Origin of the sequence: Nocardia sp. NPDC057440, from assembly GCF_042802915.1 — a bacterium.
Taxonomy (GTDB): domain Bacteria; phylum Actinomycetota; class Actinomycetes; order Mycobacteriales; family Mycobacteriaceae; genus Nocardia.
On record NZ_JBHVDF010000003.1, the window covers coordinates 245,917 to 266,027 of the forward strand.

Sequence of the window (20,111 nt, forward strand, 5' to 3'; positions counted from 1 at the left end):
ATCAGTTGCCCGCCTTGACAGCCGCAAGCTGCTCCTGGGTGAGCTTCGAGCGCAGGTCGTAGAAGATGTCGGCGGCGGTGATCTTGCGGGTGATCACCCCGTTGCCGAAGAAGAGGTCGACCACGTCGGACAGGTCCGTCGCATCCGAGGACGACGGCAACCGTGGCACCGTGGCCTCGCCGCCGACGCGCACGGCGTCCGCAAGCCGCTGACCCGACAGCGCCCGCGGGCCGGACTTCTCGAAGACGTTCTCGAACTCGGTGGGATTCGCCCGCTGCCGTGCCGTGAGCCCTTGCAGCACTTCGAGGTACTTGGCGGCGACGTCAGGATGCTTATCGAGTACCTCGGTGCGGAACACCACCACCGAGTTGTCCTTGGAACCGATGCTCTGCTCGGTCGCGATCTCGATGCCGCCGTTGGCCTTGCCCTCCTGATAGGGCACCAGAAACGACGCCCAGGCATCGACCTTTCCGGTGGCGAACGCCGATGCGGCGTCCTTCTGCTGCAAAGGAACCCTGGTCACCTTGTCAGCCGGGATACCCGCCTGTGCCAGCGCTTTGAGCAGGATGTATTCGCCCTTCGCGGCCGGATTCACCGCGACGCGCTTGCCGACCAGGTCGGCGACCGAGCGCACGCCGGAGTCCGGCGCAGCGATGATGCCGCTCTGGTCCTTGCCCGCTGGGTCCTGCACCGCGACGATCCGCACGCCGACGTCCTTGGACAGCGCGCCGACCACCGGGCTGAAGGCCGCGCCGGACACGTCGAGTTCCTTGGTGTTGAACAGCTTCAGCATGGAGCTGAAGCCCGGCGTGGTGTTGACCCACTCGATCTTCGCGCCCAACGGCGCGAGGGCCGCGTCGAAGGTGCCGTCTCGCTTACCGACCGCGATCGGCCCGGAGTTGCCGGGGTCGACGACCTTGAGCACGAGGGACTGCGCGGAGCCGCCACCGTCGCCACCGGAGCTGGAACCACACGCGGCGACGAGTGCGACGACGGGGACGATCGCGAACGCGATGCGCATGAGAGCTTGCCGCCTGCGGGACATCGTGGAGACTCCTGTTCCGGGATTGTCGATCAATGTCCTCGCAGAGTAAGGACACCGGACGGCACCCACGAGGTAATGCCTTCCGAGGATTGGAAAGCTTGACATATCGTTTCCGATGTATATCGGCGTCGCCACAGAGCCCAAATGCCTCCATTCGACGCGTTCTATGCCGAGATGCACAGATCCGATGAATGCCGGGTTCGGTCGACTGACACAGCGCTTTCCGAATAACGGAAAGACGAGTAGCTGCCAGCTCCCCCCGCTGTGTTACCGTCGCAGCGTGGAAGCCTCCGGAGTGCAGACCGTTGCCCGCGCCCTGTCGGTACTGGACTGTTTCCGCGGCGGCGAGGAGCGCGGCGTCTCGGAGGTCGCGCGCCAGCAGGGACTTGCCGTGAGCACCACCCACCGCCTGCTCGCCGCCCTTGTGCAGGCGGGTTTCCTGGAGAAGGACAGCGAATCGAGCCGATACCGAATGGGCGGCGCGCTCGCCGAATATGGCCAGATCGCCTACCGGCAGCACCGGATCTACCTGGCCGAGCCATTCTTGGAGCAGCTGGCCGGTACGACAGGAGCCAGCGCGTCGGTGGCGACCCGGCACGGCATCCACGCTGTGCTGCTCGGCACCAGCCGATGGCGCGAGACCGACGGACACAAGCTGCAGGGCGTGCGACTACCCCTGCATGCGAGCGCGCTCGGGAAGGCGCTGCTCGCGTGGTCGGCGACCACCGATGACGAATTGCGCACGCTCCCCTACGAAGAGGGCACCGAGCGCTCGGTCTCCGGGCCCGCCGAACTACGCAGGGAACTGACCGCGACCCGCGAGCGCGGCCACGCCTACAACGACGAGGAACTCGATCCCGGCTTCCGCACCATCGGACTGCCGATCCTCGATCCGGCGGGCCGCTGCCGCTTCGCGCTCGGCCTGCGCGGCCCGACCACCCTGATGATTCCCGAGCGGGTGCCGTTCTTCGTCGAACTGGCAAAGGTGACCGCACAGGAGATCGCTGCCAAGTTCGCCACAGCGGGAAATATTTCCGTGCGGGAATAGCTGAGGCCACGATACGTTCGACCGAGATGGTTAGTCGAACGAACGAGAGGGCCGCCCGGTGGCAACCGAGACAGTGGAGTCATCTGTCGGCTTCAGATCCGAGCGGGGCCCGATTCTCGGTGCGCTGATGCTGGCGACAGCACTGGTCGCACTGGATTCGACGATCATCGCCACCGCGGTGCTCACCATCACGAGCAATCTCGGCGGCTTCACCCAGTTCCCCTGGCTGTTCTCGATTTACCTACTCGCGCAAGCGGTTACGGTCCCCGTATACGGAAAACTAGCTGACACCGTCGGGCGGAAACCGGTGATCCTGTTCGGGATCGCGGTGTTCGCACTCGGCTCGCTGCTGTGCGGACTCGCGACGAGCATGCTCGGTCTGATCGTCTTCCGTGCCGTGCAGGGCATCGGTGCGGGCGCCATCCAACCCATGACCATGACCATCGCCGGCGATCTGTACACGCTCTCCGAGCGGGCCAAGGTGCAGGGCTATCTGGCCAGTGTGTGGGCGATGTCATCGGTCCTGGGCCCGCTGCTCGGCGGGGTGTTCGCCGAGTACGTCGACTGGCGCTGGATATTCCTGGTCAACCTGCCGCTGTCGGCGCTGGCCGCGTGGATGCTGTTGCGCAGCTTCACCGAGAGCACACCACGCCGCGAACAGCGCGTCGACTATCTCGGAGCCGCTCTGCTCACCGTCGGCGCGGGGGCACTCATCCTCGGACTCCTCGAGGGCGGTCAGGCGTGGGCGTGGTCGGCACCGATCAGCATCGCCATCTTCGCAGGCGGCGCGTTGGTGCTGGCGCTGTTCGTCCTTGTCGAGCGGCGTGCCGAGAACCCGATCCTGCCGCTGTGGGTATTCACCCGACGGGTAATCGTCGCGAGCAGCCTGGTGTCCATGCTGGTCGGCGCCATCCTGCTCGGATTGACCTCCTACGTGCCGACTTTCACCCAGGGCGTGCTCGGCACCGGCGCCCTCGTCGCCGGTCTGACGGTCGGCGCGCTGACCCTCGGCTGGCCACTGGCGGCATCCCAAGCCGGCAAGGTGTATCTGCGCATCGGCTTCCGCTCCACCGCATTGATCGGCAGCGCACTGGCCACCCTCGGCGCCGTGTCGACGCTGCTGATCGACGAGGACTCCACCCTGATCCAGGTAGCGGCGTCGTGTTTCGTCATCGGCATCGGGATGGGCCTGGTCGCCACCCCCACCCTGATCGCCGCGCAGACCAGCGCGGAGTGGACCGAACGCGGCGTCGTCACCTCGACGAATATGTTCGCGCGATCCATCGGGAGTGCGGTGGGCGTCGCGGTGTTCGGCGCGATCGTGAACGCCCGCGTCGGCGATACCGACCACCCCGCCCCCGCCACGCTGTCCGCGGCGGTACACCTGGTGTTCGTGACGGTCGCGGTGATGGCCCTGGTCATGGTGATCGCGTCCGCGATGATGCCGAGCCGGGGCACGAACCTCGCATAACCCTGGCCTCGCTCAGGGTGATGTACCTGGATGCGGTTGCACAGCGGCGAAACCGCCGATGGAAGCACATATTTACGGCCCAGGTCCGGTTACGGCTATTGTAGCGACTTTTGTCGCAATGAAACGCCAAGGCTTTCGGCCGCTGCCTCGAGCGCGTCGAGCCGTGCCACCACGCAGCGGGAGGCCCGCAGCCGGACGGAATCCTCATCGACTGGCATCATCGAGCTGAAACGGGCACCGGTCGTCACCGGATGGCAGCTGCCTACGGAACGGCACGCCGATCAGCGATCTCGGCCAGCGCCCGGTCACGCAGGTCCGACGGCAGTTGTGCCGCTGCGGTGCGCACCGCAGCGACGGCGGATTCCGACAGCGCGTCGAGGGTCGGGCGGTACTCCGACCACAGGTCGTGTTCGGCGGCGGCACGGAGCATTTCGGTGAGCTTCGCGGCGGAGGCCAGGCCGACGAAGCGTTCCAGGTGCCGAGCGTCGTCGACCCAGTAGGCCGAACGGACCAGTGCGACACCGTCGAGAGCCGCTTCGGTCGCCCGCGCGGCGTCGTCGGAGATGGTGGCAACCAGATCGCCCAGAGTGATCCAATCCTGTCGGGCGGCAAGCACTTCGGCGACGGCGACCACCGTCGCCGCAGCCAGCCCGGCGATCATGGGTGCTGATCGGCGAGCGTCGAGGTGCGCCGCGACGTCGGCCAGGAAATCGGCGGGCAGGCGTTTGGCGACGTCCACGGCGTGCGACACGTCGAGCACCTCCGATGTCTTCGCCGCGAACAGCGCGTTGTGGTTGCGGGTCACCAGTTTCGCGATGATCGGGTTGGGGATCACCTTGCTCGCGGCGACGACCCGGCGCAGGCCCTCGGACTGGCCCTCGAAGAACAGGTCGGCGAGCTGGAATCGGAAGTCGCGCAGATCCGAATCGGACACGTCGGCGAGGGGGGTGAGCTGATCGACGGGGACACCGAGTACCCGGGCCAGTTTGATCAGCTGGACGTTCACCGTCGTATCGGTGCCGCTCACAGTCCGGCCGCCTTCTTGACCGCCGCGCGCAGCAAACGCGGCATGAAATCCAGTAGTGACATCGCCGCGGCGCCGAGATCCTCGCCCTGTTTGCGCCGAGCCTGGTCCACCACCGCCACCAGTTCGGCCTGCACGTCCTGCGGCAGCGCGGCGATACCGGCGGGCAGGTCGCCGGGCACCATCTCGGCCAGCGTCTTCGTGGTCATCCCTACCTCCATACGACAGTGGAGTTCCGGCGGATCGCGATCTCGGGCCGCTCGTCCCGGTGCTCACCGACGCGGCCGCGACTACAGCTCACCATGCTTGCTTCCATGATCATCAGTGATCAACTCCAACGCAATGCGGGCGCGCCGTCGCGGGAGCTCGGGTCGAGCGAGCAACTGGTTGACGGTGCCGCCAGCGTGGCCATACGCCTCGTCGAACGCCGAGTGGTTGACCGACAGCCTGGAGTCGGCGGATCGGTAGTCGTCATGAGCCTCGGGCGCACGGTCGATGTCGCGGTCAGACAGTGACTGCGGCGTGGACGAGGTTGTGGTCCGACAGACCGTCGACATTTTCGACCACCGCGTCGCCTACGACGACGTCGCGCACCACGATGTGGTCGATGAACTGCGATTTCGGGCCCGAGGTTCGCGGACGGGTCGGTAGGGAGTCCGGCGGGAGGTCCGCGATGACGAAGCCGGGGCCGAGACCGGACTGCACAGCGGCTCGGTCGATATTGAAGTCTCCGAGCAGCACGACTGCCGATCCCGGTACGGCGGCGGCCAATTCGGCCAAGCGCGCCAGTTGCCAAGTGCTGCGCCGATCCCCGCTGACGTGGGTGGCGATGACCAGCAATCCGGCCGTGCGGACTGCCAGCGCGCCATTGCCGGGATCGTTCTCGAAGGGCTCTGCGGTGACCTCCTGGCCCGCGCCGTCGACCAGCAGCACTAGATACTCGCCACGGTCGTGCAATGCACTCGCTCCATGCCGCGGCACCGGAACGCGTGGGTACCGCAAGGCGTGAATTGCCCTGTCCGGCAACGCATCCCGCAAGCTCGACAGTTGATCCCCACTGACCTCCTGCAACGCGATGACGTGCTCGTCACGTGCCGCCAGCAGCGCAGTGACCGCGCCGATCCTCGCGGTCTCATCCGGCCAGCGGTCGATCACCTCCGCTCCCCAGTTCTCCGCATGCACACGATGCAGAACATTCCAGGTGGCCACGGTAATCATAAGTCGCGATGGTAATGACTCGACTGCCCCCGCACGACGCAACACCTCGGTATCGCCGAAGGTCGTCGGACTGTCCGCCGCTGGGCTCCGCTGCGTCGAGTGGCACAGGAGGCGAGCGGCGCTCTCGCGCAGTGCCGCGCCCCTGTGCCACTCGAGGCGGTCACCGTGTAGTCCGCGGGCCGGGTCGGAATCGGGCGGCGTCGGCGCGCTCGGTGGTGATGTGGTTGCGTCGGGCGGTCATGGCGGCGGGTAGTGATGCGCCGGTGCGGATAGCCTGGTGGAGGGCGAAGGCGTCTTGAATGGCGTCGCGGGCGCCGACGCCTGCGGCCGGGGTGATGGCGTGATCGGCGTCGCCGCAGAGGATTACGTCGTCACGGGGTGGAAGGGCACCGTTCAGCGGGACGTTGCGGGCGTTCGAGACGTGGACGGTACCGGTGTCGTCGAGCATCGCGTCGACCAGGTCGGGGATGTCGGGTGCGACGGCGCGGACGGCGTCGGCCCATTCGCGGACGGGGTGGAAGCCGATGTCCGGGAAGGGGATCGGCGGGCGGGTGATGCGGGCGAACCAGGCCGCGGTGTGGTCGTTCCACAGATGTCCGAAGGCGTCGGTCGGCTGGGCGTCGCCGACGCGGTGAATCTGGAAGTGCAGCAGCGACTTCTCGCTCGGCGGTGTCAGCGGGCCCTCGGTCACGCCGTAGACCACGACCTGATGGGCGTAGATCGCGGGCCGGTCGGGCTCCAGCCGCGCGCGGACCATCGAGTCGATCCCGTCCGCGGCGATCAGCGGACCGTCGATCGGCAGCGACTCGCCACGTATTCGCACCGTGCCCGCGTCGAAATCGGTGACCGGGCAGTCGTATCGAATGTCGGCGGTGGTCGCGCGGGCGAAATCGGCGAGTACGCGCATCAGGTCCGGACGGAAGTACATGCGGCGACCGTCGCCGGGAATGATCCGGTCCCGGCCGCCCGCCTCGTGCACCGCGAGTCCATCCACCGCGTGCGACACGGCACGCAGGTCCGCGACCGACACCCCGAGCTCGCCGAGCGTATCGTGCGCACGGCCGTCGAGGATGAGGAACGCACCCTCCTCGACGGCCGCCCGCCGCTCGTACACCGTCACCGAAACCCCGTCCCGCGCAAGGGCTCCGGCGAGCACTGTCCCGGCGATGCCGCCGCCGATGATGGTGACCATGTGCACCCCTCGATCGTTGTCGACCGGTCTGCGGGTCGCGCGCCTTACTCGACCGGTTCTGGTACGCCGGTGCGCTTTCCGAGCCTGTCCAGCACCACGTATCCCGCGCACACCAGCACCGCCCAGACTGCACCGACGACGACCGCGGTGCGACCGCTTTCGGTGCAGAACAGCAGCACGACCACCAGTCCGAGGAACGCGAGCGCGAGCACCGTCGTATAGGGCGCGGCGGGCAGCCGGTAGTCACTGGCGGGCAGCTCACCGCGCGCCACCTTGGCGCGGTAGATCAGGTGACAGACCAGGATCATGCTCCAGACGAAGATGATGCCGATGGTGCTGACCGAGGTGATATAGGCGAAGGCTTTGTCCGGCGAGATGATATTGACGACCACGCCGATGACCATCGCCGCGGCCGAGGCCGCGATGCCCGCGAACGGGACCGAGCGCGAACTGAGCTTGCCGAGCGCGGCCGGCGCTTCCCCGTGCAGCGACAGAGTGCGCAGCATGCGGCCGGTCGAATAGATGCCCGAGTTACACGAGGACAGTGCCGCGGTGAGTAGCACGAAGTTGATGATGCCCGCCGCGCCCGGGATGCCGATCTGCTCGAACACCTCGACGAACGGGCTGCGTCCCGCGTGGAAGTTGCGCCAGCTCGACACCGACATGATCACCAGCAGCGCGCCGACGTAGAACAGGCCGATACGCAACGGCAGCGTGTTGATCGCCTTGCGCAGGGTCTTGCGCGGCTCGCGCGCCTCACCTGCGGTGACACCGACCAATTCCACACCCACATACGCGAACAGCACGATCTGCAGGACCAGCAGCGATTGCCCGAGTCCGTTCGGGAACACCCCGCCGTCGGCCCACAGGTTGGCGACCGTCGGGTTGGCCGCGTGCCCGAAGCCGAAAATCAGGACTCCGATGCCGATCAAGATCATGCCGATGATCGCGGTGACCTTGATGGTGGAGAACCAGAACTCACCCTCACCGAACAGCCGCACCGAGATGAGGTTCGCGGCGAACATCACCGCGAGCACCGCCAGCGCGGTGATCCACGGTTCGATATCGAACCAGTACTGGACATATTTGCCCGCGACCGTGATCTCGGCCATGCAGGTGGCGACCCACACCGCCCAGTAGGTCCAGCCGGTGACGAACCCGGCGAAGCGTCCGAGGAATTCGTGCGCGTACTCCGCGAAGCTGCCCGAGACCGGCCGATAGGTGAGCAGCTCACCGAGCGCCCGCATGATGACGAAGATGGCGACGCCGGCGGCGAGATAGGCCAGAATCAGGGCGGGACCGGCTTGTTCGATCGCGCCGCCCGCGCCGTAGAACAGGCCGGTGCCGATCGCACCGCCGATGGCGATCATCTGAATCGTGCGTGGATTCAGGCCCCGCGAGTAGCCTTCCTCGCTCGATGCAGTCGATCCGGCCGGATCGATGGGCGCCGTGTCCGCTTCTAGCTGACGGTCAGAGGCTGTCATGAGGGGTCACGCTACCGTCAGTGGATCACCTGCGCGCCACCACCGGGAACGGCCGCCGATCGCCTCGACCGAACACCTGCCGGGGCCGCCCCGCGCGGCACGCCGGTTCGGCGATCCACCAGGTACCGTAGTAAGGCAACCCTAATTTTGATTACCGGAGGTTACCTTGGCCCGCCCCCGCACCACACTGACCGTGCAGCGCACCGAGCAGCTCACGCCCCACCTCATCCGAGTCCATTTCGGCGGACCGGGCTTCGCCGCGTTCCGGCCGAGCGAATTCAGCGACTCCTACGTGAAGTTCATTTTCCCGCGCGACGGCATCGATGTACTGCGGACCTACACCGTCCGAACCGTCGACGCCACCGCAGGCGAGCTCGCCGTGGACTTCGTCTATCACGGCGACGAGGGCATCGCAGGCCCGTGGGCGGCGGCGGTCCGGCCGGGCGAGACCATCGACGCCTTCGGCCCCGGCGGCGCGTATTCGCCGCGTCCGGATGCCGACTGGCATCTGCTCGCGGGCGATGAGGCGGCACTGCCCGCCATCGCCACCGCGCTGGAAGCCATGCACCCCGCCGCGCGCGGCCGCGCGTTCATCGAAGTGTCCGGACCAGAAGACGAGCTGCCGCTCAGCGCACCAGACGGCGTGGAGGTCACCTGGCTGCATCGCGGCGGACAAGCCACGGGCGAACTGCTCGCCGAGTCGGTCCGCAACGCGCCGTGGGACGACGGACAGGTCCAGGTCTTCATCCACGGCGAGGCCAAGTCCGTCATGCACGACCTGCGCCGCTACATCCGTCGCGAGCGCAATGTGCCCGCCGAGTGGGCGGCCTCGATCTCGGGTTACTGGCGGCGCGGCCGCACCGAGGAAGGCTTCCGCGAATGGAAGGCCGACCTCGCCGCGCAGGAGCGGGCCGAACCGGCGCGCGCGATCAGCTGACGCGACGGCGCCCGGCACCCGATCGGCCTCGGTGCCGGGGCCACCGCGCGCGCCGGACGGTCACAAGCTCGCCGGACCGACGACCAAAGCGTCGGAGGCGGCGGCTACCTCGCCGAGCCTGGCCGGATCCACACCAGACCGGTCAGGGCGAATTCCACGATCTCGGCCGGGCTCACCGCGATCTCCGGGTCGCTGTCGGGACCGCGTCATGACCAAGCATCATCGGCGGCATAGCGCGGTCCGCCAGAACATGATTGTTCCTGAGGCCGTGCCTGCCGGATCGCAGCAGGCACGGCCATCGGTTCGCCTGTTATTGCGGCGTTGACTGCAGCGCCTCCTCCACGAACTGGGTCGTGTAGGTATCGGACAGTTCGATGCGCTCGCGCACCGGTTTCACGTTCGTCGAATACTTGCCGAGAATATTCAGAACATTCTGGGCACCTTCGGGTTTCATCAACCCGTCTCCGTTGAACATGCCGATCGAGTCGCGTATCGACTGGACGTAGAGATCCTTGCCCGCTGACGCGTATTGCGGTGGCATCTTGTCGGCGATCTCCAGCGGGGTGTGCGTCTTGATCCATTGCAGCGTCTGCACGAACGCCTTCGCGAGCTTGCGCACGATGTCGGGGTGCGCGTCGACGGTGTCGCACCGCATGTACAGCGACGACGCCGGGTACAGGCCGCCGAGCGCGGCACGGGTGCCCGCCTCGGTCCGCATGTCCACCAGAATCTTCGCCTCGCCCGAATTCACCATCTGCGCGACGGTCGGATCGGTGGTCATGCCCGCATCGATGCCGTTGTGCTTCATGCCCGCGATGAATGTCTGCCCCGCACCGGCTTTCACCCGGGTGTAGTCGGCGGTGCTCATCCCTTCCTTCCCGGTGAGCGCCTGGGTCAGGAAGTCGGTCGACGAGCCGAGCGAAGTCACGCCCAGGTTCTTACCGCGCAGATCGGCCGCGGAGGTAACAGTCGCGGCGTCCTGAGCGGACACCAACTCCACCTCCCCCGGCACATCGGCGAACTGCACCACCGAGGTAAGGCATTGTTCCTTGGCCTGTAGGTCGATGGTGTGGTCGTAGAACCCGACAACAGCCTGCACATCGCCGGTGAGCAGCGCGGTTTCCGCGGACGCACCGGACTGTTCGCCGAGCAGCTTCACGTCGATGTCGTTCTTCTCGAAGAAGCCGAGGCGCTGAGTCAGCATGGCGGGCAGGTAGATCACCTTTTCCAGCCCGCCGACCATGATCGTGATCTGCGGGCGGCCGTCGACCATCGGAATGGTGCGGGAGTCCCGACAGCCGGTCGCCAGCAGCAGCGCCGCGATCACCCCGACGACGACCGTCAGATGCTTGGAGTACCTCATCGTCAGATCCCGTGGCTCGAGGTCGCCTGCGAGGGACGCCATTTCAGCAATCGGTTCTCCGCGAGACCGATCCCCCATTCGGCGATCAGCGCGATGACCGTAATGATGATCATGCCCGCATAGATGCCCGCCGCGTCGAAGGTGTTCTGGGCATTGCTGATCAGTAGCCCCAAACCCTTACTAGCTCCCGCGTATTCGCCCACGACCGCACCGATCAACGCGAAACCGAAGGCGGTGTGCAGGCTGGACAGGATCCAGGTAGTCGCGCTCGGTAGCACGATCGAGCTCAGCACCTGGCGACGACTCGCACCGAGGATGCGAGCGTTGTTGATGACGTTGCCGTCGACCTCCCGCGCGCCAGTGAAAGCGTTGAAGAACACTGCAAAGAACACAAGCACCACCACAGTCGCGACCTTCGAGCTCAGTCCGAAGCCGAACCAGATGATGAATAGCGAGGCCAGCACAATGCGCGGAACAGCATTGAGCGCCTTGATAAACGGTGCGAGCACCTCGGCCCAGTACCGGTTGCGACCCAGCAGCGTACCGAGCACAACACCGACCACGGCGCCGATCAAGAAGCCGAGCACCGCTTCCTGCACAGTGGTGGAGATCTGCAGCCAAATAGATCCGAATTGCGTTCCCTCGGTGAACCATTCGACAAGACGATCCCAGATCGCCGACGGCTTCGAATAGAAGAACGGGTCGATCCACAACGTGGCGGTGAGCTCCCACGCACCGAGCCAGATCACCACGAGCGCTGCGCGCAGGCCCCAGGTGCGCAACCGCGCGCGACGGGCGTTGCCGCGCACCCGGTCGAGAATCTGCTGCTCGGTTTCGATTTCGACCTCGGGCGCCGATGCGGCCACCTCGGTCAGGACGTTATGCGACACGGGAGGCTCCCTTGCCTCGGGCTGCCTCGACCTGATCGCGCAGCGTTTCCCAGATTTCCTTGTAGATGTCGCGGAACTCGGTGGTGAGCCGCACCTCCTCGACGCTGCGCGGGCGCTCCAGGCCCACACTGAAGTCGCCGCAGACCGTTGCCGGGCTCGCGGTCATCACGACCACCCGGTCGGCAAGCACGATCGCTTCCTCCAGATCGTGGGTGACGAAGATGACCGCCGCGCCGGTGCCCGCCCAGACACGCAGCAGTTCGTCCTGCATCAGCTGCCGCGTCTGCACGTCCAACGCGCTGAACGGCTCGTCCATCAGCAGGATCTCGGGATCGGTGACCAGCGTCTGCGCCAGCGCGACCCGCTTACGCATGCCGCCGGAGAGCTGGTGAGGGTAGTACCCCTCGAAGCCGGCGAGACCGACCGTGCGCACCCAGGCCGCGGCCTTCTCGCGGGCCTCGGACTTCGAAGCGCCGCGCAGCCGCGGGCCGAACGCGACGTTGTCCAGGACGCTCTTCCACGGCAGCACCGCGTCCTGCTGAAACATGTAGCCGACGCCGCTGGGGATGCCGTCGACATCCTTGCCCCGCACCAGGGTCCGCCCCGCCGAGGCGGGTTCCAACCCCGACACCAGCGACAGCGTGGTGGATTTTCCGCACCCCGTCGGCCCGACGACGGCGACGAATTCGCCGGGTCGCACCGTGAGATTCAGATTGCGGACGGCGGTGTGGATGCCCCCGCCGGTGCCGGGGAAACGCTTCGTCGCGCTCCGCAGCTCGATCAGTGGTTCGGTCATTACTCTTTGCTCCTACTGGATCAGGTAGAGCGAAAGCTACGTGGTCCGGGTCACACATCCGCCCTTGTGCGCACAACCGGTGCAAACTCCCCGATTCGCAGGTTGTGCGCATTCTGCTCACGCGCATCGAGGTGCATTATGCTGCGGAAATGGCCAATGAAGGCACACCGGCCGTCCGGTTGCGCACCCAGGTTCTGCTGCTGCAGATCGTGGTCGTCACCCTGACCCTCGGTGTCGCCTTCGCGGTGTTCGGCTACGTCAGCGATCAACGTCTGCGCGATGCGTACGGCCAGCGCGCGCTCGCCATCGCACGCACCGTGGCCGCCGACCCCGCGGTCCGCGGCGAGGTCGCGCAGTACACGGCAGGCACCGTCGCCCCCGACCTCGAGCAGCGGCAGCAACTCGCCGCGGGCCCGTTGGAGCGGATCGCGGTCGACACGACCCAGCGCACCGGCGCACTGTTCGTGGTGATCACCGACGAGGCGGGCATCCGCCTGGCGCACCCAGACGAAGCACGGCTGGCCGAACATGTCAGCACAGACCCGTCGGAAGCGTTGTCCGGCCGCGAAATCATCGTGGAGGAGCGTGGCACCCTCGGCGACTCGATGCGTGCGAAAGTGCCTGTGGTGGCACCGGATTCCGATCGGGTGGTCGGCCAGGTGAGTGTCGGCATCTCGACCGCGGCGATCCATGGTCAGCTACTCGACGATCTGCGCACCGCCGCGCTGCTCGTCGGTGCGGCGCTCATTGTCGGCATCCTCGGCTCGGCCATGCTGGCCCGCAGGTGGCGCGGGCTCACGCTCGGACTCGAACCGGCCGAGCTTGCCGAGCTGGTGCGCGGCCAGGCCGCGGTGCTGCACGGCATCGGCGCGGGCGTGCTCGCGGTGGACTCGTCGTGGCGGACGACGTTTGTCAACGACGAGGCGCGCAGGCTGCTCGACATCGATACCGGTATCGGTCGGCCGGTCGACGAGATCGGTTTGACCCCAAGGGTTCTCGAAGTATTCCGGTCGCTCGACGAGCAGCCGACCCCGGCCACGGTCGGCTCGCACATCGTGGTCGTCTCGGCACGGCCGGTCACCCGCGACGGCCGCGATCTCGGTGCGGTGCTCACCGTGCGCGACCGCACCGATGTGGAATCGCTGACCCGCCAACTCGATGCGGTGCAGTCGATGAGCACCGTGCTGCGCGCCCAGCGTCACGAGTTCTCCAACAAAATGCACCTGCTCAGCGGCCTACTGCACGGCGGGCGCACCGAGGAGGCCTCGCATGTCATCGACGAGCTGATCGGCGCGGGCCCACTCGGCGCGGCCACGCCGGGTATCGATGCCATCCACGATGCGTACCTGCAGGCGTTCCTGGCAGCGAAAGCGGCGCACTCGCGCGAAAGCGGCGTCGAGCTGGTCCTCGGCCCGAACACCTGGGTAACGGGCAATCTCGCCGATCCCGTCGACGTGACGACCGTGCTCGGCAACCTGCTCGACAACGCGATCGAGGCGGCTCGCATGTCCGACAACGCGATGAAGCAGGTGGAAGTTGAACTGGTGCAGGAGGATTCGACGCTGCACATCGTTGTCGCCGACAGTGGGGACGGCATCGCCACCGGCGTGATCGACAGCCTGTTCACCGAGGGCGCCTCCACCCGCGACGATCACGGCGTACCCGGCGGGCGCGGCGTCGGCCTCGCCTTGATCCGCCAGATCGCGCGCGCCCACGGCGGCGATGTTCGTCTGGCCACCGCGCACGGCGACAGCGCGCCTCTGCTCGGCGCCGAGTTCATCGCCCGAATCCCCGGAGTACTCGTAGACAGCGAGATGCCATGGCCGCAACAGATCTGACCGTCCTGGTGGTCGACGACGATTTCCGCGTGGCGAACCTGCACGCCGGAATCGTCGAATCCATCGCGGGTTTCACCGTCGCGGGCACCGCCAACACGCTGGCGACCGCACGGGAACTGCTCGCCGCACACGCCGTCGACCTCGCGTTGGTCGATGTGTACCTGCCCGACGGTTCCGGCATCGACCTGGTCCGTGAACTGCACTGCGACAGCATGATGCTGACAGCGGCCACCGAAAGCGTCAGCGTCCGAGCCGCACTGGCCGCAGGCGCGCTCGCCTATCTCATCAAACCTTTCCCCCACACCGTTCTCGCGGCCCGGCTGGCAGGCTATGCCCGCTTCCGCCGCACCCTGGCCACACCCCAGGTCGACAACGCGAGCATCGAGGAGGCCGTCCAGGCACTGCGCCCCGCCCCGGCCCCCGCCGCGCAGACCACCGTCTCCTCCCCCACCAAAGACCTTGTCCTGCACACGATCCTCGAAGCTACCGCCCCCTTGTCCGCAGGTGAGGTCGCCACCGCCATCGGCATCTCCCGAGCCACCGCGCAGCGCTATCTCGCCGGCCTGGTCGGCGCCGGCACAGTCCAGATGCGGCTGCGCTATGGCACCACCGGACGCCCTGAGCAGGAGTATTCGGCCACATCCCGCGGGTGACCGCGAGCCGGCGAATCTGTCGATCTACGGGCGACGGAACCCTTCGAGTGCGCCGTGGTTCAGAGCAAGCAGACATGCCGGCTCCCCCGTCGAACCCACCGCCACGGTGTGTCGTGGCCGCCACGCCGAAAGCGATTTGCTGGCTGGTTGCTTGACCGAGGTGCCGTCTCGAGCTGTGATAGCCGGGTGGCGCAACGATGGTGGCAGGACCTACCGCCTGCGGCGGGCTCGTTTGTCATGGCCACCGGAATCGTGTCGGTCGGGCTGTCTCTCACTGGTTTCGAAGTCGCTTCCTGGATCGTGCTCGCCCTCGCGGCGGCGGTCTGGGGCCTGCTCGCGATCGACTTCGCGACCGGACTGCTGTGGCACCGGGCCCGTTGGGAAGCCGAGGCCGATACCCCGCCCGCGTTGACCGCCGTCGCGGCCACCACCGTGCTCGGCACCCGTTTTTCCATGCTCGGCTGGCACGCCGCCGCGGCGGTCATGCTCGTGCTTGCGGCAGCGGTCTGGCCGGTGCTGATGGTGGCGGTGCTGCGGCAGTGGAAGCGGCGGATGCCTGGTACTACGTTCCTGGTCTCCGTGGCAACCCAGGGATTGGCGGTCCTGACGAGCACGCTGGCACGGGTGGACGAGGTCGATCGGCTTGCGACGGTGGCGCTCGCACTGTTCTGCCTCGGCCTTGTGCTCTACATCGCGGCGTTCCTCCACTTCGACCTGCAGCAAGTCTCGACCGGCCCCGGCGATCAGTGGGTGGCCACCGGAGCATTGGCCATCTCGGCGCTGGCCGCATCGAACCTCGTTGCCTCCCACCACTGGACCGGCGCCGCGCACAGCGCGCTGCGGGTGGCCGCACTGATCGTGCTCGGCCTCAACCTGCTCTTCTACACAGTTCTCATGGTCGCCGAGGTCATCCGTCCACGCCCCGGATACGACATCCGTCGCTGGGCGACGGTCTTCCCACTCGGAATGACCGCGGTCGCCGGTCTTTCCACCGGCACCGCCATCGATGTGTCCGGCCTGCAGACCCTCGGCAAGCTGCTACTGGTGGTAGCTGTCGGCGCGTGGCTGTTCACCTTCGCCGTGATGCTCACGGATCGGACAACATTCGATGTCGACCCGGTCCGCTGACCCTCGACCGTTGCAACCGACTGTGTGGGTGTGCACTCGCCGGTGTCGTCATCCTCGCGATCGACGACGTGCCGTACCACGAGCGACCAGCGCCGCTGCTGTGCGCTGTACCGGACGGCCGGGTGCGTGCTGTTGCACGGCCGCGATCGGGCCGGGCGGTAGCGTCTGAGAGGTGAGCAGTCTCGAGGTCGCGATCATCGGGTACGGGCTGGCCGGATCGGTGTTCCACGCACCGCTGATCGCCGCCGAGCCGCGCATGCGGGTAGCGGTGGTGGTCACCGGGTCCGGCGAACGCGCAGCGCAGGCGCGGCGGGAGCATCCCGGTGTGCGGGTCGTCGCCGACGCCGACGAACTCTTCGGCGACACCGCCGGACTCGACCTTGTCGTCGTCGCGACGCCCAATCGGTCCCATGCGCCGCTGGCACGGCGCGCATTGGACGCGGGCCTGCCGGTGGTCGTCGACAAGCCTTTCGCGGTGACTGTCGCCGAGGCCGAGGACCTCGTGGCGTCCGCGGACCGGGCCGGCCTGGCATTATCGGTGTTCCAGAACCGCCGCTGGGACGGCGACTTCCTGACCGTCGGTGAACTCGACGCCAACGGCAGGCTCGGCGAGGTACGGCGTTTCGAGTCCCGGTTCGAGCGGTGGCGGCCGGTGCCCAAGGGCGGCTGGCGTGAGGTCGGCGGCGCCGACGAGGGCGCGGGGCTGCTGTTCGATCTCGGCAGCCACCTCGTGGACCAGGCATTGACGCTGTTCGGACCGGTGCGCACGGTGTACTGCGAGCTGGATCGCCGGCGGGCCGGGATCCAGACCGACGACGATGCATTCCTCGCCCTCACCCACGAGTCGGGCGTTCGGTCCCAGCTGTGGATGAGCGCGGTGGCCCCGCAGCTAGGGCCGCGGTTCCGGGTGCTCGGTTCCGCGGCGGGTTATGTCACCTATGGCTTGGATCCGCAGGAGGAAGCGCTGCGCGCGGGCCGTCGCCCCGATGACAGCGACCGGCAGTGGGGCGCAGTCGAACCCGAGCGGTACGGACAGCTCGGCGCGGACCCTGATACTGTGCCCTACCCGACCGTCGCGGGCGATTACCCCGCCTTCTACTCGGCGATGGCCGCCGCACTGCTCGATGGAGCGCCCGTCCCGGTCGACCCACGAGACGCTGTCGCCACGCTGCGCATCCTGGAGGCAGCGCGACGATCGGCCGAGCACGGCGAGACGGTGACCGCGCTCGACTGAACTGCGACGGGCGCGACCAGGGTTCGACGGATAAAGTGCGGCGGTGAGCAGAGCGGAATTCGTCGAACGCGGCACCTCGATCGTGGATCGGCTGACCACAACGCAGGTGGCGCCGCCGTGGTGGCTGGTTGTCGGGACCGGAGTAGCAGCACTTTTTCTGGTCGGGTACGGACCGATCTGGCGGCTGACCCGCAACGTCGTCACCATCGCGCACGAGGGCGGCCACGCGCTGTTCGCACTATTGACCGGCCGCAGGCTCAACAGCATCACACTGCATTCGGACACTTCGGGTTTGACGGTGTCGAGTGGGAAGCCCTACGGCCTCGGCATGATTCTCACCGCCATGGCGGGCTATCCGGCGCCGCCGCTGCTCGGCCTCGGATTCGCGGCGCTACTGGGGGCCGAGCGGATCACGCTGATGCTGTGGACCGCCATCGCCCTGCTCGCCGCGGTGCTGATCAAGGTCCGCAATATCTACGGTCTGCTGACAGTGTTCGGCTTGGGCGCCATCGTTTTTGCCGTGTCCTGGTTCGGAACCGATACGCTCCAAGCGGGTTTCGCGTACCTCGGCGCGTGGTTTCTGCTGCTTGCGGGGACCAGACCGGTAATCGAGTTGCAGCGCGGCAGGCGGCGGCGCTGGAACAATCCGGGCAGCGCCGACTCCGACGCCGATCAGCTGGCCCGGCTCACCCACCTGCCCGGCCTGCTGTGGGTGCTGGTGTTCGGTGCGATCGCGGTCGCGGCGCTGGTCGTCGGCGGCGGACTGTTGCTCGCCGATGCCACCGGGATCTGCATTCCCACCCTGTCCGACGGCACCTGCCCCGCGCCGACCGGCTAGCCGTTCGGCCGGGTTTCCCACGCCGTCATGGCCTCCCGCACCGACTCCGCCGGTGCGCGGGTCGCATCCACTGTGATGCCCCGCTCGTCGGCGTACAACTGTTCCAATGCCGCCAGCTGTGAATCGAGCAGGCTCGACGGCATGAAATGATCACGCCGCGCGGCCATCCGCCGCGCGAGTTCGTCGCGCGAGGCGGCAAGATGCACGAAGAACGCGTCGGGTGCGGCCACCCGCAACCGATCCCGATAACTGCGCTTCAGCGCCGAACAGCTGACCACCCCGCCGTGTCCCGCCCGTTGTCCCAACCAGCCCGCGACGATATCGAGCCACGGCGCCCGATCCGCGTCTGTCAGCGGCACCCCCGCCGCCATCTTCGCGATGTTCTCGGCCGGATGAAAATCGTCCCCCTCGGCGTATTCGACATGCAACGCCTCGGCCAGCAACCTGCCGACCGTCGACTTCCCGCATCCGGAAACACCCATCACCACAACGACCGGCACCGTGACCTGCTCGGTCATACCGCCTCCTCAGCTGCCATCGGCCCGGCCCGTTCTCGGTCTCGGCTGTCGGAGTCACACACTAACCGGGTGTGGCACGCCGAACTGGGCTCCAGTGGCTCGGGCCGGCCCAGTGCAGTGGGATCCGCGACGATCGGTGTCGGTGCTCAGTGCGAGCCATCGGGGACGCGACAAACGGCACTTCGGTGCGCGCGGCCTCGTACAAGACCTGGGAATACGCCGACAGCGCGGCCACCGCGCTCAACCAGCTCGACGTCTGGCTGACCGGGGTGCGCGACCTCGGCGAGGCCGGGCTCCGGCACGCCGCTGCCCTGCTCAGTACGGCACAGATCGACGCGGCAGTCGGGATAGCGGCTGGTCGCACCACTCACCGATCAATTCCCGGCGGCCCGCAGCCGTCCGGTGCGCGGCGACAGGACCGACTCGGTGCAGCACAAGACCCGGATCGCCGGGCATCCGCCCAGGGTGCGCGGGTCGCGGATTCGACCACGATCTGGTGCGATTATCAGTGCCGGGGCGACCGCTACCCGGTTCGCGGTGGCTTCACGGTGTAGGCGCTGACCGGGGCCGAGGCGACGAACTGCTGCCAGGTCTGGGTGCCGTCGGCGTGGCCGGGGCAGGTGTTGTCGCCGTTGCGGTAGGCGCGGCCGATCCGGCCGGGTACCGGGATGCGGATGGCTCGGCGTGGTCGAGCGCGGGACGCACGCCACACCTCGAGCAGCTGTGCCAGCGTCTGCACTTCCGGTCCGCCGAAATCGGGTGCGCGGCCGAGGGGTTCGCCGTCGATCAGGTCGGCGATCCGGGTGGCGACGTCGGCGGCGGCGACGGGCTGGAAGCGGAAGTCCAGTGGCAAGGGCGCCAGCGGTAACCGCTCGACGGTCTGCAGGGCGAATGCGATCAGCTCGTGGAACTGGGTCGCGCGCAGAATCGTGTGCGGCACGTCGCTGTCGGTGACGAGTTGTTCGCAGGCGAGTTTGTTGCGGTAGTAGGCGAACGGTATTCGGTCGATTCCCACGATGGACACATACAGTAGGTGGCGCGCGCCGGTCGCCGCCGCGAGCAGGTGTTCGGTCTGCGCGATGTCCGGCCGGCCCACCCGCCGGAAGTCCGACGCCGCGTGCACGATCAGGTCCGCGCCCGCGGCGGCCTCGGCGACACCCGCACCGGTGCGCAGATCACCGACATGCGTGCCCGCGCCTGCACGCCGGGACAGCACCCGCACGTCATGTCCCCGCTCGCGCAGCCGATCGACGACGAGCCTGCCCAGCGCGCCGGTGCCGCCGGTGACGAGTGCGGTGCTCATAGCTCAGTACTACCGGTGACACGGGGCAGCACACAAGGACTTGGTCGCACATCACGTGCCAGCGCCCGACAGTGGGTCGCGGTCGGCCAGCGGCTCGGCTCGGCTCGGCTCGGCGACACGAATCCTGATAG

The 20,111-nt window shown here is 67.5% G+C and carries 20 protein-coding genes; 9 read left to right on the top strand and 11 right to left on the bottom strand.

Going from position 1 to position 20,111, the window contains the following annotated elements:
* Nucleotide 1 precedes the first annotated feature (1 nt).
* Nucleotides 2-1,045 carry an NrtA/SsuA/CpmA family ABC transporter substrate-binding protein gene (locus ACFU4Z_RS07690; protein ID WP_379060586.1) on the bottom strand — a complete coding sequence of 348 codons (1,044 nt, stop codon included), beginning with the start codon at nt 1,043-1,045 and terminating at the stop codon, nt 2-4.
* Nucleotides 1,046-1,325: 280 nt separating this feature from the next.
* Here ACFU4Z_RS07690 and ACFU4Z_RS07695 point away from each other — a divergent pair, with 280 nt between their 5' ends.
* Nucleotides 1,326-2,093 (top strand): IclR family transcriptional regulator, encoded by a 768-nt coding sequence (locus ACFU4Z_RS07695; RefSeq protein WP_379060587.1) that lies wholly within the window; start codon nt 1,326-1,328, stop codon nt 2,091-2,093.
* Between the two features lie 58 nt (nt 2,094-2,151).
* The gene (locus tag ACFU4Z_RS07700) at nt 2,152-3,564 is read left to right on the top strand and encodes an MDR family MFS transporter (RefSeq protein ID WP_379060588.1); all 1,413 of its coding nucleotides are present in this window, start codon (nt 2,152-2,154) and stop codon (nt 3,562-3,564) included.
* Between the two features lie 262 nt (nt 3,565-3,826).
* Here ACFU4Z_RS07700 and ACFU4Z_RS07705 read toward each other — a convergent pair whose 3' ends face one another.
* The 5 genes from ACFU4Z_RS07705 to ACFU4Z_RS07725 form a co-directional block, all read right to left on the bottom strand.
* Complete coding sequence (locus ACFU4Z_RS07705; RefSeq protein WP_379060589.1) at nt 3,827-4,591, bottom strand: hypothetical protein; 765 nt, start codon at nt 4,589-4,591, stop codon at nt 3,827-3,829.
* On the bottom strand, nt 4,588-4,797 hold the full coding sequence (locus ACFU4Z_RS07710) for a hypothetical protein (protein WP_379060590.1): 210 nt from the start codon (nt 4,795-4,797) through the stop codon (nt 4,588-4,590). Before ACFU4Z_RS07710 ends, ACFU4Z_RS07705 begins: the two co-directional genes overlap by 4 nt.
* Nucleotides 4,798-5,092: 295 nt before the next feature.
* Entirely contained in the window at nt 5,093-5,806 is a 714-nt protein-coding gene (locus ACFU4Z_RS07715; protein WP_379060591.1) for an endonuclease/exonuclease/phosphatase family protein, read from the bottom strand.
* Nucleotides 5,807-5,966: 160 nt separating this feature from the next.
* A complete protein-coding gene (locus tag ACFU4Z_RS07720) occupies nt 5,967-6,998 on the bottom strand; it encodes an FAD-dependent oxidoreductase (protein ID WP_379060592.1) in 1,032 nt (343 codons plus the stop codon).
* A 44-nt stretch (nt 6,999-7,042) separates the two neighbouring features.
* Complete coding sequence (locus tag ACFU4Z_RS07725; protein ID WP_379060593.1) at nt 7,043-8,482, bottom strand: amino acid permease; 1,440 nt, start codon at nt 8,480-8,482, stop codon at nt 7,043-7,045.
* Nucleotides 8,483-8,648: 166 nt separating this feature from the next.
* Here ACFU4Z_RS07725 and ACFU4Z_RS07730 point away from each other — a divergent pair, with 166 nt between their 5' ends.
* A complete protein-coding gene (locus tag ACFU4Z_RS07730; protein ID WP_379060594.1) occupies nt 8,649-9,419 on the top strand; it encodes a siderophore-interacting protein in 771 nt (256 codons plus the stop codon).
* Nucleotides 9,420-9,729: 310 nt separating this feature from the next.
* Here the strand turns inward: ACFU4Z_RS07730 and ACFU4Z_RS07735 are convergent, their stop codons facing one another.
* The 3 genes from ACFU4Z_RS07735 to ACFU4Z_RS07745 are packed head-to-tail and all read right to left on the bottom strand — an operon-like array spanning nt 9,730 to nt 12,468.
* Complete coding sequence (locus ACFU4Z_RS07735; protein ID WP_379060595.1) at nt 9,730-10,782, bottom strand: ABC transporter substrate-binding protein; 1,053 nt, start codon at nt 10,780-10,782, stop codon at nt 9,730-9,732.
* Between the two features lie 2 nt (nt 10,783-10,784).
* Nucleotides 10,785-11,672, bottom strand: a complete 888-nt coding sequence (locus ACFU4Z_RS07740) for an ABC transporter permease (RefSeq protein WP_379060597.1) — start codon at nt 11,670-11,672, stop codon at nt 10,785-10,787.
* Complete coding sequence (locus ACFU4Z_RS07745; RefSeq protein WP_379060598.1) at nt 11,662-12,468, bottom strand: ABC transporter ATP-binding protein; 807 nt, start codon at nt 12,466-12,468, stop codon at nt 11,662-11,664. Before ACFU4Z_RS07745 ends, ACFU4Z_RS07740 begins: the two co-directional genes overlap by 11 nt.
* Before the next feature lie 149 nt (nt 12,469-12,617).
* On the opposite strand from ACFU4Z_RS07745, the gene ACFU4Z_RS07750 reads away from it, so the two are divergent.
* The 5 genes from ACFU4Z_RS07750 to ACFU4Z_RS07770 all read left to right on the top strand — a co-directional run bounded on the left by ACFU4Z_RS07750 (nt 12,618) and on the right by ACFU4Z_RS07770 (nt 18,159).
* Nucleotides 12,618-14,306, top strand: a complete 1,689-nt coding sequence (locus ACFU4Z_RS07750; RefSeq protein ID WP_379060599.1) for an ATP-binding protein — start codon at nt 12,618-12,620, stop codon at nt 14,304-14,306.
* Entirely contained in the window at nt 14,288-14,959 is a 672-nt protein-coding gene (locus ACFU4Z_RS07755; protein WP_379060600.1) for a response regulator, read from the top strand. Before ACFU4Z_RS07750 ends, ACFU4Z_RS07755 begins: the two co-directional genes overlap by 19 nt.
* 186 nt (nt 14,960-15,145) lie before the next feature.
* The gene (locus ACFU4Z_RS07760) at nt 15,146-16,087 is read left to right on the top strand and encodes a tellurite resistance/C4-dicarboxylate transporter family protein (protein WP_379060602.1); all 942 of its coding nucleotides are present in this window, start codon (nt 15,146-15,148) and stop codon (nt 16,085-16,087) included.
* A 172-nt stretch (nt 16,088-16,259) separates the two neighbouring features.
* Nucleotides 16,260-17,321 carry a Gfo/Idh/MocA family oxidoreductase gene (locus ACFU4Z_RS07765; protein WP_379060603.1) on the top strand — a complete coding sequence of 354 codons (1,062 nt, stop codon included), beginning with the start codon at nt 16,260-16,262 and terminating at the stop codon, nt 17,319-17,321.
* A 43-nt stretch (nt 17,322-17,364) separates the two neighbouring features.
* Nucleotides 17,365-18,159, top strand: a complete 795-nt coding sequence (locus ACFU4Z_RS07770; protein WP_379060604.1) for a M50 family metallopeptidase — start codon at nt 17,365-17,367, stop codon at nt 18,157-18,159.
* On the opposite strand, the gene ACFU4Z_RS07775 is transcribed toward ACFU4Z_RS07770, so the two are convergent.
* Nucleotides 18,156-18,677: a gluconokinase gene (locus tag ACFU4Z_RS07775; RefSeq protein ID WP_379060605.1), complete on the bottom strand. Its 522-nt coding sequence runs from the start codon at nt 18,675-18,677 to the stop codon at nt 18,156-18,158. The genes ACFU4Z_RS07770 and ACFU4Z_RS07775 overlap by 4 nt on opposite strands.
* A gap of 149 nt (nt 18,678-18,826) precedes the next feature.
* On the opposite strand from ACFU4Z_RS07775, the gene ACFU4Z_RS07780 reads away from it, so the two are divergent.
* Nucleotides 18,827-19,231, top strand: a complete 405-nt coding sequence (locus ACFU4Z_RS07780) for a hypothetical protein (RefSeq protein ID WP_379060606.1) — start codon at nt 18,827-18,829, stop codon at nt 19,229-19,231.
* Here ACFU4Z_RS07780 and ACFU4Z_RS07785 read toward each other — a convergent pair.
* On the bottom strand, nt 19,201-19,980 hold the full coding sequence (locus ACFU4Z_RS07785) for an SDR family oxidoreductase (protein WP_379060607.1): 780 nt from the start codon (nt 19,978-19,980) through the stop codon (nt 19,201-19,203). The two genes, ACFU4Z_RS07780 and ACFU4Z_RS07785, sit on opposite strands and share 31 nt — an antisense overlap.
* Between the last annotated feature and the right edge of the window lie 131 nt (nt 19,981-20,111).

Excerpts from the sequence above, each read along its gene's own strand:
- ACFU4Z_RS07745 (WP_379060598.1), bottom strand. The coding sequence starts at position 12,468 with ATGACCGAACCACTGATCGAGCTGCGGAGCGCGACGAAGCGTTTCCCC.
- ACFU4Z_RS07775 (WP_379060605.1), bottom strand. The coding sequence starts at position 18,677 with ATGACCGAGCAGGTCACGGTGCCGGTCGTTGTGGTGATGGGTGTTTCC.
- ACFU4Z_RS07720 (WP_379060592.1), bottom strand. The coding sequence starts at position 6,998 with ATGGTCACCATCATCGGCGGCGGCATCGCCGGGACAGTGCTCGCCGGA.
- ACFU4Z_RS07725 (WP_379060593.1), bottom strand. The coding sequence starts at position 8,482 with ATGACAGCCTCTGACCGTCAGCTAGAAGCGGACACGGCGCCCATCGAT.
- ACFU4Z_RS07715 (WP_379060591.1), bottom strand. The coding sequence starts at position 5,806 with ATGATTACCGTGGCCACCTGGAATGTTCTGCATCGTGTGCATGCGGAG.
- ACFU4Z_RS07710 (WP_379060590.1), bottom strand. The coding sequence starts at position 4,797 with ATGACCACGAAGACGCTGGCCGAGATGGTGCCCGGCGACCTGCCCGCC.
- ACFU4Z_RS07785 (WP_379060607.1), bottom strand. The coding sequence starts at position 19,980 with ATGAGCACCGCACTCGTCACCGGCGGCACCGGCGCGCTGGGCAGGCTC.
- ACFU4Z_RS07750 (WP_379060599.1), top strand. The coding sequence starts at position 12,618 with ATGGCCAATGAAGGCACACCGGCCGTCCGGTTGCGCACCCAGGTTCTG.
- ACFU4Z_RS07735 (WP_379060595.1), bottom strand. The coding sequence starts at position 10,782 with ATGAGGTACTCCAAGCATCTGACGGTCGTCGTCGGGGTGATCGCGGCG.
- ACFU4Z_RS07755 (WP_379060600.1), top strand. The coding sequence starts at position 14,288 with ATGGCCGCAACAGATCTGACCGTCCTGGTGGTCGACGACGATTTCCGC.
- ACFU4Z_RS07690 (WP_379060586.1), bottom strand. The coding sequence starts at position 1,045 with ATGTCCCGCAGGCGGCAAGCTCTCATGCGCATCGCGTTCGCGATCGTC.